14 protein-coding genes are annotated in these 13,891 nt (G+C 43.0%); 3 read left to right on the top strand and 11 right to left on the bottom strand.

All coding sequences use genetic code 11. The annotated features are described in order from the left end of the window. Nucleotides 1-128 precede the first annotated feature (128 nt). Nucleotides 129-1,067, bottom strand: a complete 939-nt coding sequence (locus tag PSI14_RS02970; RefSeq protein WP_273574327.1) for a retron St85 family RNA-directed DNA polymerase — start codon at nucleotides 1,065-1,067, stop codon at nucleotides 129-131. Then, nucleotides 1,060-2,013 carry a retron St85 family effector protein gene (locus PSI14_RS02965; RefSeq protein WP_273574326.1) on the bottom strand — a complete coding sequence of 318 codons (954 nt, stop codon included), beginning with the start codon at nucleotides 2,011-2,013 and terminating at the stop codon, nucleotides 1,060-1,062. The genes PSI14_RS02970 and PSI14_RS02965 overlap by 8 nt, the downstream gene beginning before the upstream one ends. A gap of 657 nt (nucleotides 2,014-2,670) precedes the next feature. Between PSI14_RS02965 and PSI14_RS02960 the strand changes: the two genes are divergently transcribed. Continuing rightward, on the top strand, nucleotides 2,671-2,928 hold the full coding sequence (locus PSI14_RS02960) for a helix-turn-helix domain-containing protein (RefSeq protein ID WP_273559766.1): 258 nt from the start codon (nucleotides 2,671-2,673) through the stop codon (nucleotides 2,926-2,928). A 314-nt stretch (nucleotides 2,929-3,242) separates the two neighbouring features. On the opposite strand, the gene fis is transcribed toward PSI14_RS02960, so the two are convergent. The 5 genes from fis to PSI14_RS02935 all read right to left on the bottom strand — a co-directional run bounded on the left by fis (nucleotide 3,243) and on the right by PSI14_RS02935 (nucleotide 7,407). Continuing rightward, nucleotides 3,243-3,539, bottom strand: coding sequence for a DNA-binding transcriptional regulator Fis (gene fis, locus PSI14_RS02955; RefSeq protein WP_010847912.1), 297 nt, complete (start codon nucleotides 3,537-3,539; stop codon nucleotides 3,243-3,245). 20 nt (nucleotides 3,540-3,559) lie between these two features. Continuing rightward, nucleotides 3,560-4,531 carry a tRNA dihydrouridine synthase DusB gene (dusB, locus tag PSI14_RS02950; protein ID WP_273574365.1) on the bottom strand — a complete coding sequence of 324 codons (972 nt, stop codon included), beginning with the start codon at nucleotides 4,529-4,531 and terminating at the stop codon, nucleotides 3,560-3,562. Nucleotides 4,532-4,815: 284 nt separating this feature from the next. Beyond that, a complete protein-coding gene (gene prmA / locus PSI14_RS02945; RefSeq protein ID WP_273574325.1) occupies nucleotides 4,816-5,697 on the bottom strand; it encodes a 50S ribosomal protein L11 methyltransferase in 882 nt (293 codons plus the stop codon). Nucleotides 5,698-5,729: 32 nt separating this feature from the next. Further along, nucleotides 5,730-7,175 (bottom strand): sodium/pantothenate symporter, encoded by a 1,446-nt coding sequence (gene panF, locus PSI14_RS02940; protein ID WP_273574364.1) that lies wholly within the window; start codon nucleotides 7,173-7,175, stop codon nucleotides 5,730-5,732. Then, nucleotides 7,165-7,407, bottom strand: a complete 243-nt coding sequence (locus PSI14_RS02935) for a YhdT family protein (protein WP_273574324.1) — start codon at nucleotides 7,405-7,407, stop codon at nucleotides 7,165-7,167. The genes panF and PSI14_RS02935 overlap by 11 nt, the downstream gene beginning before the upstream one ends. 771 nt (nucleotides 7,408-8,178) lie before the next feature. On the opposite strand from PSI14_RS02935, the gene PSI14_RS02930 reads away from it, so the two are divergent. Next, entirely contained in the window at nucleotides 8,179-8,346 is a 168-nt protein-coding gene (locus PSI14_RS02930; protein WP_273574323.1) for a hypothetical protein, read from the top strand. 112 nt (nucleotides 8,347-8,458) lie between these two features. Here PSI14_RS02930 and accC read toward each other — a convergent pair whose 3' ends face one another. The 4 genes from accC to acuI form a co-directional block, all read right to left on the bottom strand. Continuing rightward, nucleotides 8,459-9,808, bottom strand: coding sequence for an acetyl-CoA carboxylase biotin carboxylase subunit (gene accC / locus PSI14_RS02925; protein ID WP_273574322.1), 1,350 nt, complete (start codon nucleotides 9,806-9,808; stop codon nucleotides 8,459-8,461). A gap of 12 nt (nucleotides 9,809-9,820) precedes the next feature. Beyond that, a complete protein-coding gene (accB, locus tag PSI14_RS02920; RefSeq protein ID WP_273574321.1) occupies nucleotides 9,821-10,276 on the bottom strand; it encodes an acetyl-CoA carboxylase biotin carboxyl carrier protein in 456 nt (151 codons plus the stop codon). Nucleotides 10,277-10,303: 27 nt separating this feature from the next. Then, a complete protein-coding gene (gene aroQ, locus PSI14_RS02915) occupies nucleotides 10,304-10,756 on the bottom strand; it encodes a type II 3-dehydroquinate dehydratase (protein WP_273574320.1) in 453 nt (150 codons plus the stop codon). A gap of 155 nt (nucleotides 10,757-10,911) precedes the next feature. Further along, a complete protein-coding gene (gene acuI, locus PSI14_RS02910; protein ID WP_273574319.1) occupies nucleotides 10,912-11,886 on the bottom strand; it encodes an acrylyl-CoA reductase (NADPH) in 975 nt (324 codons plus the stop codon). 883 nt (nucleotides 11,887-12,769) lie between these two features. Here acuI and mreB point away from each other — a divergent pair. Then, a complete protein-coding gene (gene mreB, locus PSI14_RS02905; protein ID WP_086113213.1) occupies nucleotides 12,770-13,813 on the top strand; it encodes a rod shape-determining protein MreB in 1,044 nt (347 codons plus the stop codon). The last annotated feature ends 78 nt before the right edge of the window (nucleotides 13,814-13,891 follow it).

The raw sequence follows: 13,891 nt of genomic DNA, 5'->3' as shown, positions 1-13,891 counted from the left end.
CTAACATTGTAGTATGTTAATCAATGGGGAGGGGAGCAGATCCGGCCATCATCAGATGATGGCTTAGAACATATAGTGATGGGTAACTGAGTGGTGCAAACGCCTTCGGAGTAGATGATATCATTCACCTATTTTTTTAGTTTTTTGATCACTTCCGCACCATATTTTTTTACCATTCTAGCCACAAATGCAGGTTCAATATATTCTGAAAAAGCTAATAAACCCTTTAATTTATTAATTTCACTTTCATTCAGCCTATCTAAAGAGAAGTGATGAATAGCTGATGAAATATATCTTTTTCTATCTCGCCCAAGTGAGATGTTATCATCATTAGAAATGGTAACACCAGTAATATGACGATTATGAGCTTTAGAGGAAAAAATGGTTTTATCATGGTTTAAAGAAATAGCATCTCTGAAAAGATCAAATAAAACATCCTTTACGATACTATCAAAGCCGACAAGTACATGCTTCGTATTTGTGGAGAATGTCATATCATCAGCATAGCGAGTGAAATTTATTCCTTTGTTATTACATGCTTTTTCAATACTCTTATCAAAAGAGTACATAATTGCATTAGAAATAAAAGGAGAACTGGGTGCGCCAACGCTCAATTTTAAGCTCGCTTTCCTATGCTCACGGTAGAACAAACAGTTAGATATGATAGAAGCATTGTCTTTATCGAAATAAATGTTATTTCTTTTGCACTCAGCAAAGAATATATCAGGCGTCAAAGAATTGAAAAAATTTGATAAATCAAACTTTAATAAATAACTGTTCTTTGAGTGAATAAGTGCATTTTCTTTTATTCCCCGTCCAGTCCTGTAAGCATAAGCACATTCATGTACAGGTAACAGACTAGACAGTTCTTTAACTATAATACGTTGAATAAATTTCAATTCCTTTGAAGGATGAGCAATCCTGCGCATTTCATTGGAGTTCCTTTTTGCTATATCATAAATCTTATATCGATAAGGAGCAGTGGCGATAAATGTATTGATGAGTTCATCACTCAAAAATAGAGTGCTTTGTAAAAGCTTGCGGAATGATTTTGGATTATTAGACATTTTCTTCACCATACTTAGCTAAAACACGAATACGTCGTTGCTCTTTATCTTTTAAATTAATAACAAGCTCTTGTTTTAATTTAATTTTATTTTTTGACTTATCGAATGGTTTTTTATCTATATAAGATCCAAATTTTATATAAGTATCACTTTCGAGTTTTTTGAGTGGAAAAAAATAAGTGTTTGTGCTTCTTTTTTTCTTTTGTATTAGTTCTAGGGTTAATAATAAATATATCAGTTGAGAAAGGCGTTTTTGCGATATCTTTATTAGAAATAATGAAAGAACTGATTCTATCTCAGAAAGTTGAACAGGAAAACAGATGTTTATTATTTCAAGTATTAGCATGCATAAATGACCATCATCATCTTTTCTGAACTTTTCAACTTTGACTTTAGATTTTAGCCTATCAAATATATCTTCGCAGATTTCTTTCCACACATCCTTATCAAACTCTCCATTTTCTGAATCATATGGATAAATGAGTACTGCGTTGCTGACGTAAGAGGATATTCTTTTGAGAGGTCCTAGAAAAATAAAAGAGTCCTCGCTCTCTACATGATTTTCAGGTGCAATAACACAAATTTTATCATAAAGGTTTTCGAAAGAAGAAAATATTCCTAATTCAACTAATGAACCAGGACTTTCAAGAAATAACAGTACTTGCGATGATATCTTAGCGATGTCATGCTCAAAATGGAGTAAATCATCATATTGACCAGACTCTATATAGTCTTTGAAAGACTCAGCCATCCGGAGGCAATTATGAAACTCTTCATGTTCAGAGGAGGTATAAGCGTAAAGCTGTCCGCGCATACTAGAAGGAATAGCTTCTTTTACATCTACGAGCCCTCCGCAAACAAATATTAAATTTAGGATACTGTTGTTAACAGAAAAATTTTCAACATCAAGATTTTTAAATGTATCTTTTATAGTTTCTTCGTACATCTAAATTTCCAAATAAAAAAGAGACACAAAGTCTCTTTTTAACTCTTTACTAAAGGATGCGGCGGATGCAAATCGGCCGATCGTGTGAGCAGGATCGGCCGATTTGCATCTGGCGCAACCCTAAATCTAAACAATAAGTTTGTGTCTGGCGAATCGCCCGACAAGGCTAAATTGAAGCCCATACGCTAAAGAGTATGTTCACTATACAATGATGAGTAGTGGCTATCAAATTTTTTTTTTACCTGGCTTATGATTCCTATTGGCAGTTTTACCCTTAAGGTACTCTAATGAGTCTATGACCTGACCTGCTCTCTGTTAATTAACACACGGATGTCTGTAATGTCTGCTTCTGGCACTGAGCTGTTTAATAGCATATAACGCAAAAAGTTAAGTGTTTATACTGATTCGCTTATTGAACCAGATAAACCAATCAGTTAAAGTAGCTCCGCCATTAGCAAAATCTAGTGGTCAAGGATTATCACCCTTGTAAGAACGATCCACTGGTAGGAAATTTCTACCAGTGTGTCTGCTATCGCCCTTTCAATGGCGGTTCAGGCAGGGGAGGCCTATGCCTCGCCGGACGATCGTTCCCGGTTGTGATAACCCTGTCTGAATCGCCACCATCAATTTTTTCAATTAATGGAAGGGGTAGCAGGAATGTTCAATACCAAAAACGACTGGCATCAAGCCGATATCATCGCTGCATTACGTAAGCGCGGTACAACCTTAGCGGCTGTTTCTCGTGAATCTGGACTCAGTTCATCTACACTGGCAAATACTCTTAGCAGACCGTGGCCGAAAGGCGAATGGATTATTGCTAACTATCTCGAAATACACCCATCTGAAATCTGGCCGAGCCGCTATTTTGATTCGTATGGTGAATTGATTGAGCGCAAGGTTCGGGATAAATCATAAAAATAATTAGTTCCATTTGCAAATCATCGGGAAGATAGCCGTAACAGGGTATCTTCTCACTGGTAGAAACATCTGTAACTTTCATCTCAATGATTCCAGACGAAATACATCGTAACTTTTCACAAGGTTGGAACGTTTGGTGTACCGACTTCTATAACACATCTAATTATTATTTTTCTTTGGTACTCATGTTGTTCTGTGAGTTTTTGTGCTGAGAATTTTTCGGTGGGGTAATCGGTGGGGTAATTCTAAGTAAAAAGGCACTTTCTACATGGTAAAAAGTGCCAATTTAACAACATGTTACTAGATTAGGATCAGTTCATGCCGTATTTTTTCAGTTTCTTACGCAGAGTACCACGGTTGATTCCCATCATCAGTGCTGCGCGGGTCTGGTTACCACGGGTATATTGCATCACCATGTCCAACAGTGGCTGTTCTACTTCAGCCAGTACCAGCTCATACAGGTCATTAACATCTTGACCGTTCAGTTGAGCAAAATAGTTCTTCAGTGCTTGTTTAACCGAATCACGCAGAGGTTTTTGAGTTACCTGATCTTGTGAATTTACAGTAGCAACGGTTAGTACATCAGAATTTACGCGTTGTTCGAACATAGTTCTGTCAGCTCTTTTCTTTAATTTACGCAAAAATTTTCGAAGTATGCCTCCAACGCCTCCAGCTGTTCGCTGGCATCCTCAATGGCGTTGAATGTGCGCCGAAACTGGTCATCAGGGGCATGTTCCTTGAGATACCAAGATACATGCTTGCGTGCAATACGAACTCCTTTGCCTTGACCGTAAAAGTCATGCAGCTCTCGTATATGCTCGCTCATTAAGTGCTGCACGTCGCCAAGAGGCATCGGTGACAGCAACTCTCCTGTTTCCAGATAATGCTGGATTTCCCGAAAGATCCAGGGTCTTCCCTGAGCAGCGCGCCCTATCATCAGGGCATCAGCCCCGGTGTATTCAAGCACTGCTCTGGCTTTTAGCGGGTCAGTAATGTCGCCATTGGCAATAATTGGAATGGCAACAGTCTGCTTAACTGTCCGAATATTGTCGTACTCGGCCTCACCATTAAACAGGCAGGTTCGTGTCCTACCATGTATCGTAAGAGCCTGAATACCACAACGCTCGGCCAATTGGGCAATTTCTACACAGTTACGTTCTTCCGGTGACCACCCTGTTCGGATCTTCAAAGTGACAGGCACATCAACCGCATTGACTACCGCAGAAAGGATTTTTTCAACCAATTCTGGATAACGCAGTAATGCAGAGCCAGCCAGCTTACGATTCACCTTTTTAGCTGGGCACCCCATATTGATATCGATGATCTGAGCACCATTAGCGACGTTAATTTTCGCTGCTGCTGCCATTTCATCGGGATCACTACCGGCAATTTGTACAGAACGCACTCCGGGTTCGTCGCTATGAACCATACGCAGCCGGGATTTATCCGTCTTCCAAACCTGAGGATTGGAAGAAAGCATTTCTGAGACTGTCATTCCTGCGCCCATCTGGTAGCAAAGAGATCGAAACGGGCGATCTGTTATGCCTGCCATAGGGGCTGCAATAAGACAGTTTTTCAACTGGTATTGTCCGATACGCATAGACGAAGAAAGAGTGGTCAACTGTGACTAAGGGCGCGTATATTACGCATTTTTCACAAGATATGAAAGGCCAAACTTTGAGCGAATCGATATTTATAACGGATTTTTTCCAGTTGATTTTTTCAAATGCGGTTAATTACTCTTAAATAACATATGGTTACGTGTTATTGACGAAATTTATTATTACCTATATTTCTAATAACAAAGAGAGCGGATTATCACCAATTGACCTCCTAGGTGATCATTTTAGTGGATAATCTCGCTTTTCAATAGACATTAAGTGATTATTTTTTAATCCCTGTGATGCGGCACCATTCTTCTTGTTCCGCTATAGGATCGATAATGAATTCATTGTTATAGGCTTGGGCAACTCCTTCAGCCTGACTTGCCAGAACACCGGATAAACCTAATAACCCGCCAGATTTAGGCAGTGAGCCGATGATAGGTGCCAGTTCACGTAGTGGGCCAGCTAAGATATTGGCAATCACGATATCGCACTCAAGGTCTTTAGGTTGATCTTTAGACAGGTAGAGAGTTAATTGATCAGATACACCATTGCGTTCGGCATTATCCCGACTGGCTTGAATCGCTTGTGGATCAATATCAATGCCAATAGCGTGTTTCGCTCCCAGTTTCAGGGCTGCGATAGCCAATATGCCTGAGCCGCACCCGAAGTCGATCACAGTTTTACCCGTTATATCAAGGCCATCTAACCATTGCAGGCAAAGGGATGTGGTTGGGTGAGTTCCGGTGCCGAAGGCCAGACCGGGATCAAGCATAACGTTAACTGCCTCTGGTTCTGGCACTTCACGCCAGCTAGGGCAAATCCACAGACGTTTGCCAAAGCGCATTGGGTGGAAGTTGTCCATCCACTCACGCTCCCAATCCTTATCTTCCAGTTGCTCAATTTTGTGGATAAAACCTTGGCCTAGCTGTGGAATCTGTTCCAGTTGGCTGACAACCGCTTTCATATCCATTTCAGCGTCGTACAGGCCGATCACATCGGTATCGCCCCATAACCGGGTTTCTCCCGGCAGAGGCTCAAAAATAGGAGTATCGTGGCTATCCTGAAAGGTTACCGATACTGCGCCACTTTCCATAAGCTCATCGCCCAAGGCTTCAGCTTGTTGTCCCGTGGTGTTTAATCTTAATTGTATCCAAGGCATAAAAAATTCTCTTTCTGTGAATCACGCTGTAATTATTGAGGAGCAGCGGTTTGTTGTGTGTGTTTATTACCCATCATATTCCCTATCCAAAATGCCAGTAAACTCAACAATAGAGATGGCACGATGGGATGGAAATCAAGAAGCTGGATATTGAAAGTTGCCAGCAAAGTGTAGCTTGCAGCACCTGTTAGCATTGAGCTGATTGCCCCGTAGGCATTGGCTTTTTCCCAGTATAACCCCAGAACCAGCGGCCAGAGGAAAACGGCTTGAAGTCCACCAAATGCCAGCAGATTCAGCCAGATAATCATCTCAGGTGGATGCCATGCGGCCAGCAGCAATAGTGCGCCTAAAAACAGGGTGGAATAGCTGGAAATGCGCGATAGCTTTTTCTCATGCTTAATCTGTTGTGGGAACAAATTTAGGTAGAGATCTTTGACGATAGTAGCCGAAGATTGCAGCAGTTGGGCATTAATGGTGGACATAATCGCCGCCATTGGTGCAGCCAGAAAAATTCCGGCGGCAACAGGAGGCAGTACGGTGATCATCAAGGTTGGGATTACTTGATCGGGAATGGTCAGATCAGGAATGATGGCCCGGCCAAGAGCGCCAGCAAGGTGCATACCGAACATCAGGATTGCCATCACGATCGTACCAAGAATAATACCGCGATGAACTGCCTTGCTGTCTTTATAAGAAATGCAGCGCACAGCGGTGTGTGGCAGCCCAATGACACCAAAGCAGACCAGTACCCAGAAAGATGCCATAAATGGCCCTGTGAGAATATTATCGGCACCGTGAGGTGATACCAGATTCGGGTCAATAGTGCGCAGTGTCGTAATTGCTGCTGATAACCCGCCGGCTTTGTAGATAATTCCAGCCAGCAATAACACTGTTCCCAGTAGCATTACCAGCCCTTGCAAGGCATCATTGAGGACACTGGCCCTGAATCCGCCAAATGCGGTGTAAAGGGCGATAGAGACGCCAAAAATCAGCAATCCGGTATCGTAAGGAATACCTGCGGCTGTCTCCAACAAACGTGCCCCGCCAATGAATTGTACTGTCATTGCACCGACAAAGGCGACCAACAGGCTTATACTGGCAAACCAGACCAAAAAGCGGCTCTGATAGCGAGCATAAAGCATATCATTGAGTGTGACCGCGTTGTAACGGCGGGCAAGGATAGCAAATTTTTTACCCAATACGCTAAGGGAAAGCCATATCGCGGGCAGTTGGATCAATGATAACAACACCCAACCGATGCCGTACTTATAAGCTGCGCCAGGGCCACCAATAAATGAGCTGGCGCTGATATAGGTTGCTGTAATGGTCATTGCCAGCACAAAACCACCCATTGAGCGGTTACCGAGAAAATATTCGTTCAAGAATTCGCCTGTCTGCCGACGGCGATAGGCATAGATTGACAGCAGAAAAACCAATGCCAGATATCCCACGAGAGGCAGAATCACTTCACTTTGCATCATTATCCTCCAGCGGAATATCCTTGAATATAAACTTCACCATCAACCAGCAGAGGATGATAAATAAGGCGGGTAGCAGCAGGCAAGCCAGTTCAAACCAGCGCGGCAATCCAGTTAAGCCGTTGGTATCACTGGGTAAATAGGCACACAGCAGCCAACCAATAAGATAAGCCAACGTCAGGAATACTGCCCAGCGTGCTTCTTTGTGGGATTGAACAAATCGTCCGTCCATCCGTTCTCCGGGTAACTTACATGAAACAATATGAGGGGAATTGTACGGTAATGTGCTGATTTATTCAGGGGAAAAATGTGCCTTGGAAATCAGAATAAAATCAAAATATTGTCTGAATTTTCAGAAATTAATATTTAATAGGAGTCTGAATGTATTTTGTCTTTTTGTTAATAATGTCAGGTTAAGTTTTGTTTTTTGATAAAAACAAGCTTGAAGTTTAAATGTAATTGGACGTTTTTTTATTGGTTTATGATGTTTTTATAAGTACCATTCTCCCATCTTGTTCTGATGGTTTAAATGAGATTAAGATGACATTTAGATATTAAATGTTAACCTAAAACTCCTGTATTAATATGAACAAAGAAGATTATTGTTTTTTTGTTTTTATTTATAACAACATGATTTTAAATGAATTATTTATTTTATTTCATATTATAACAATGTCTTTTATTGTTTTTTTTTGAGTTGCTATTTGGTTTTTATTCTATTTTTAATTTAATGTTATTTTTTAAATAAAATGGTTTTTTATATTTGTGTGTCTTTTTGTTGTCTAATTACATGATTTTTATTATTAGAGTTTGATAAGAATTTTTTTCTGGCGTAATAAATGAATTGGTCTCATGGATGAAAAAATTATCTGGGTCATCTGCCTTTATTTAAAGTCTATTAGATATAGAAGGTAGACATGAATGTTATCAACCCAAGATATTGCTTGAGGTCGATAGTGTTAATCACAAAGGTTGGTAAACATGCCATTAGGTAGCGGTCGTTATGAATGGCATTTTATATGGCTGGCCGACCAATGAGCGTTTCACCGTATGGTCGAATGAGCCAGTAAGTAATATTGCAGATAGGTGGTTTGGTGTTGATTTGCATAATGGAAGGAAAGATCGTCACCAAACATCGACAGATAAATACTCTTCCTTCTGTAAGGAATAGAATAACGTAAAGTATTCACTTGCATATGAGGTCATATAAAAAAATCCCACCTTAAAAAGATGGGATTTGATTCACTCAAATCAGCAAACTCAGGGCAAGAGTCAAAGAAATCTTACTTCTCCTGCAAGCCCAGTTTCTTCTCCAGATAGTGGATATTGGTTCCGCCTTTCTGGAAGTTCTCGTCATTCATGATCGCCAGTTGCAGATCGATATTGGTCTTGATGCCATCAATAATCAATTCGGCCAGCGCATTCTTCATACGCGCAATTGCCACTTCACGGGTTTCGCCGTAAGTGATTAACTTACCAATCATGGAATCATAGTAAGGTGGCACGGTATATCCCGCATAGATATGGGATTCCCAACGCACACCAAACCCACCCGGTGAGTGGAAATGGGTGATCTTGCCCGGACTTGGCAGGAAGGTTTTCGGATCTTCCGCATTGATACGGCATTCGATCGCATGACCTTTAATTTCGACATCTTCCTGTTTGATGGACAGCGGCATACCCGCTGCAATTCGCAGCTGCTCTTTGATCAGGTCAACGCCAGTGATCATTTCTGTCACTGGATGCTCAACCTGAATACGGGTATTCATCTCGATAAAGTAGAATTCACCGTTTTCGTACAGGAATTCAAACGTACCCGCTCCGCGATAGCCGATTTCGATACAGGCAGTGGAACAACGTTCACCGATGCTGCGGCGCAGTTCTGGTGAAATGCCCGGTGCTGGTGCTTCTTCCACCACTTTCTGGTGACGGCGCTGCATGGAGCAGTCGCGTTCAGCCAGATAGAGTGCGTTGCCCTGACCATCAGCCAAAACCTGAATTTCAACGTGACGTGGATTTTCAAGGAATTTTTCCATGTACACCATGTCGTTGTTGAAGGCTGCTTTGGCTTCTGCACGGGTCATGGCGATGGATTGTTCCAGATCTTTATCACTGCGTACAACGCGCATACCACGACCGCCGCCGCCGCCTGATGCCTTGATAATCACCGGATAACCGATGCGGTTTGCAACCGTTTTGTTTTTCTCAGCATCGTCACCCAATGGGCCATCAGAGCCGGGAACACAAGGTACGCCCGCTTTTTTCATCGCGCTGATAGCAGAAACTTTATCCCCCATCAAACGGATGGTGTCCGCTTTTGGGCCAATGAAAATAAAGCCGGAACGCTCAACTTGCTCGGCAAAGTCAGCGTTTTCAGACAAAAAGCCATAACCCGGATGGATCGCCTGTGCACAGGTGATTTCGGCCGCAGAGATAATGGCTGGAATATTCAGGTAGCTTTTTGCTGAGGCCGCAGGGCCGATGCAGACGGTTTCATCCGCCAGCAGGACGTGCTTCAGATCGCGGTCTGCCGCAGAGTGCACAGCAACCGTTTTGATCCCAAGCTCCTTACAGGCTCTCAGGATACGCAGTGCAATTTCACCGCGGTTAGCAATGACAATTTTTTCAAGCATGGGGACGCCTCGTTATTCGATGATGACCAGTGGCTCGTCGAATTCAACAGGTTGACCATCCTGAACCAGAATTGCTTTCACGACGCCAGTTTTGTCAGCTTCAATCTGGTTCATCATTTTCATGGCTTCGACGATGCACAGGGTTTCGCCCTGATTTACATGCTGGCCGACTTCGATGAAAGCTTTCGCATCTGGGCTTGGTGAGCGGTAGAACGTACCAACCATTGGGGAGCGAACGGTGTGACCGCTGATTTCCGCTGGTTTGTCAGCGGCAGCAGGTGCCGCTGACTGCTGTATAAATGCAGGTTGCTGGGCAGGTGCAGAAATATATTGCTGGGTTACAGGCATTGCCGGAGCTACTGTAGTGCGGCTGATGCGTACTGATTCTTCGCCTTCAGAAATTTCCAGTTCAGAAATGCCAGATTCTTCAACCAGCTCGATCAGTTTTTTAATCTTACGAATATCCATGAGTGTGGTTCCGTACTTTTTAGTCTATTAGTTGGATGTTGACAAGCGGTTGACCGCTGCCTGTAATGCGAAGCTATAACCATCCGCCCCCAATCCGCAGATGACGCCTACTGCAATATCGGAAAGATATGAGTGATGACGGAATGGCTCACGGGCATGCACGTTGGAAAGGTGAATCTCAATGAATGGGATATCTACCGCCAGAAGTGCATCGCGCAATGCCACGCTGGTATGCGTGTATGCCGCAGGGTTAATCAAAATAAAATCCGTATTACCCCGTGCTGAATGAATTCTCTCAATCAATTCAGATTCTGCGTTGGATTGCAAATGGGATAACTCAGTTCCCGATTGGTGAGCTTCTTGTGACAGTTGGTTAACGATGTCATCAAGCGTTAACTTGCCGTAGGTCTCTGGCTCTCGTGTTCCCAACAGGTTAAGGTTGGGGCCATTCAAGAGTAAAATGCGAAACTTGTCTGCCATTGTGCGGGTATCTCCGGCAATCTGTCAACAATCGATCAAGATAACTCGATGTCAACGGTTTGTCATCTCTTTCTGATAGCTAGAATTGTAAATTTGACGATAAAGCCCGACATTATAAACATATCGTGGCATTTAGCAGCTAAATACTGGTCTTATCAGCGTATCTTGACGATTGTTCTGCCAGTAATTCGATTGTTTATCAATTTACTGGCATGTTCGATCACTTGCTCTAATGTAATCTCATTGGCTGCTTGCTGATAAAAGGAATCTGGCAACAGCTTTTGCAACCGCTGCCAAATAGCAGGACGTTTAGAGGCCGGAACAGTCACGGACTCCACTCCCTGCAAGCGGATATTACGCAGGATAAACGGCATCACGCTTGTGGGCAGTTGGATGTCACCCGCCATACCACAGGCGGCTACTGTACCGTTGTAACTCACTTGTGCCAGCAAGGTCGCCAATACCGTGCCACCAATGGTATCTATCACACCAGCCCAACGTTGTTTTTCCAATGGACGTGATAGTTGGTTGAAGTCACTGGCGGGTAAAACCTCTTTCGCACCCAGTGAGAGCAGATAATCTCGGCTGTCGGATTTGCTGCTAATCGCGGTGACAGAATAGCCCAGTTGTGACAGCAAGGTTATTGCTGTACTGCCAACACCACCACTGGCACCTGTGACGGCAATCTCTCCACTTTCAGGTGTCACGCCTCCTTGTTCTAACGCCATGACACATAACATGGCAGTAAAACCAGCCGTACCGATGATCATTGCTTGCCGGGGACTTAATTCGTACGGCAATGGGGTCAACCATTCACCAGATATTCTGGCTTGTTCTGCCAGCCCACCCCAGTGAGTTTCCCCCACGCCCCAGCCAGTCAGCAAAACATGTTGCCCTACATGAAAGCGGGGATCTTCGGAATGATGGACAACACCAGAAAAATCGATTCCCGGAACCATCGGAAATTGGCGGATAATCTTCCCCTTGCCGGTAATGGCAAGGGCATCTTTGTAATTGAGTGTTGACCAATGGATATCAACGACCACATTACCTGATGGTAATTGAGATGCATCAATATCTTGAATCGATGCTGATAATGTTTCGTGTTGTTCCAGCAATAAGGCTTTCATGATCATTCTCTCTTGGATTGGGTATGTCTGGCACCGTTACCTGTTTCATATCACTGTAATTTTGGCTATTACCGCGAAGGGTATTACCACAATGACGAGTATTACTACAATGATTAGCGTTACCACAATATAGATAAAATCCGATGTACTGAAACGGGCAAGCAACAATATTGTGATAGAGAGTGGGAAAACTGTGGTTACTTATTTTTGTTCAGGATGGCACTGTAAAAAGATAATAATATATAGGATAACAATACGGGGAGTGATTTCGCTAATAGGCGCAGAATAATCCTTATTTTTGTTGATTGCCTTTGAAGCTGGCAATATTTTTTCAAATATTCGCCCAAAACTCACCAAATTCATCTATTGCTTTTATAATTAATAAATTATTTCACTTTGGAATCTTCTTTTTTAAGTTATTCCTTTTTAGAACGTATTCGCGGATATTGCATAACCATAAAAATTGCGGATATCTTGAAGTTATCGGCATGGTGCCATTTGCCATCGGGTTCATGGGAGAGGAAAGTTTTTGAGAAAATATGAATATTAGTCGAACTTACTGAAATGGCGATAAAGCAATATAGAATCTTGAAAAGCGGGGTAGCCGTATCTCAATATGCACTATAATGTTGGTTTTTTGATGTATTAGGTGTTTTTGGGGTGCTGCGATGAGGTTATGGGTGAAATTAGCCCATTTTTATGCAGTTTTTTTCTGCTCCGTTAGAGAAAAGTAACGTAGAATATCGTGTTTCTAATGTGAATAACGTAGCCACTTTTATTGAAGTAGTAAAAGTAGTTAATTATGCGCCTTGTCGCTGCTTCATGTGGTTGGTAGAGTAGACGGACAATCTCCGTCCCCAGCTTGCAGGATTATCCTTTCGTTATGTTAAAGAAATTTCGTGGCATGTTTTCCAACGATTTGTCCATTGATTTGGGTACTGCCAATACCCTTATTTATGTCAAAGGTCAAGGAATAGTATTGGATCAGCCCTCTGTCGTAGCTATTCGCCAAGACAGGGCTGGTTCACCAAAAAGCGTTGCAGCAGTAGGGCTGGAAGCAAAACAAATGCTGGGACGTACTCCGGGTAATATTGCAGCTATCCGCCCTATGAAGGATGGGGTTATTGCTGATTTTTATGTCACTGAAAAGATGCTGCAACATTTTATCAAACAGGTTCACAATAACAGTTTCATGCGTCCAAGCCCGCGCGTGTTGGTCTGTGTCCCTGTGGGCGCGACTCAGGTTGAGCGTCGTGCCATTCGTGAATCTGCCCAAAGTGCAGGAGCCAGGGAAGTATTTTTGATTGAAGAACCCATGGCGGCTGCCATCGGTGCTGGTTTACCTGTTTCCGAAGCCACTGGCTCAATGGTGGTAGATATTGGTGGGGGAACCACCGAAGTTGCCGTTATCTCCCTCAACGGCGTTGTTTATTCTTCTTCTGTACGTATTGGTGGTGACCGTTTTGATGAAGCCGTCATCAATTATGTTCGTCGCAACTATGGCTCCCTGATTGGGGAAGCGACGGCAGAGCGCATCAAGCATGAAATTGGTTCTGCTTATCCAACGGATGAAGTGCGTGAAATTGAAGTGCGTGGCCGTAACCTTGCGGAAGGTGTACCTCGCAGCTTTACTCTGAATTCCAATGAAATTCTTGAAGCTCTGCAAGAACCATTAACGGGTATTGTGAGTGCTGTTATGGTCGCGCTGGAGCAGTGCCCACCAGAATTGGCCTCCGATATTTCTGAACGAGGCATGGTGCTGACTGGCGGTGGTGCATTGCTGCGTAATCTTGATCGTTTGCTGATGGAAGAAACTGGCATTCCTGTCATTGTTGCTGAAGATCCATTGACTTGTGTTGCCCGTGGTGGTGGCAAGGCGCTGGAAATGATCGACATGCATGGTGGCGATCTGTTTAGCGAAGATTGAAAGTAACTCTGCGAGCTGGGAGGTGAACATGTTTTATTGGAGCCTCCTTGCTGATTGTTCAGGGGATTATCATTAATG

It is taken from the genome of Xenorhabdus anantnagensis (assembly GCF_028598555.1).
GTDB classification, from domain to species: Bacteria; Pseudomonadota; Gammaproteobacteria; order Enterobacterales; family Enterobacteriaceae; genus Xenorhabdus; species Xenorhabdus anantnagensis.
The sequence above is the reverse complement of the archived record's forward strand: the minus strand, read 5'-3'. Positions and strand labels throughout refer to the sequence as shown.

Coding starts and splice junctions, on each gene's coding strand:
- PSI14_RS02930 (WP_273574323.1), top strand. CDS start 8,179: ATGAATGGCATTTTATATGGCTGGCCGACCAATGAGCGTTTCACCGTA.
- aroQ (WP_273574320.1), bottom strand. CDS start 10,756: ATGGCAGACAAGTTTCGCATTTTACTCTTGAATGGCCCCAACCTTAAC.
- PSI14_RS02960 (WP_273559766.1), top strand. CDS start 2,671: ATGTTCAATACCAAAAACGACTGGCATCAAGCCGATATCATCGCTGCA.
- accC (WP_273574322.1), bottom strand. CDS start 9,808: ATGCTTGAAAAAATTGTCATTGCTAACCGCGGTGAAATTGCACTGCGT.
- dusB (WP_273574365.1), bottom strand. CDS start 4,531: ATGCGTATCGGACAATACCAGTTGAAAAACTGTCTTATTGCAGCCCCT.
- accB (WP_273574321.1), bottom strand. CDS start 10,276: ATGGATATTCGTAAGATTAAAAAACTGATCGAGCTGGTTGAAGAATCT.
- mreB (WP_086113213.1), top strand. CDS start 12,770: ATGTTAAAGAAATTTCGTGGCATGTTTTCCAACGATTTGTCCATTGAT.
- PSI14_RS02970 (WP_273574327.1), bottom strand. CDS start 1,067: ATGTCTAATAATCCAAAATCATTCCGCAAGCTTTTACAAAGCACTCTA.
- acuI (WP_273574319.1), bottom strand. CDS start 11,886: ATGAAAGCCTTATTGCTGGAACAACACGAAACATTATCAGCATCGATT.
- PSI14_RS02935 (WP_273574324.1), bottom strand. CDS start 7,407: ATGGACGGACGATTTGTTCAATCCCACAAAGAAGCACGCTGGGCAGTA.
- PSI14_RS02965 (WP_273574326.1), bottom strand. CDS start 2,013: ATGTACGAAGAAACTATAAAAGATACATTTAAAAATCTTGATGTTGAA.
- fis (WP_010847912.1), bottom strand. CDS start 3,539: ATGTTCGAACAACGCGTAAATTCTGATGTACTAACCGTTGCTACTGTA.
- panF (WP_273574364.1), bottom strand. CDS start 7,175: ATGCAAAGTGAAGTGATTCTGCCTCTCGTGGGATATCTGGCATTGGTT.
- prmA (WP_273574325.1), bottom strand. CDS start 5,697: ATGCCTTGGATACAATTAAGATTAAACACCACGGGACAACAAGCTGAA.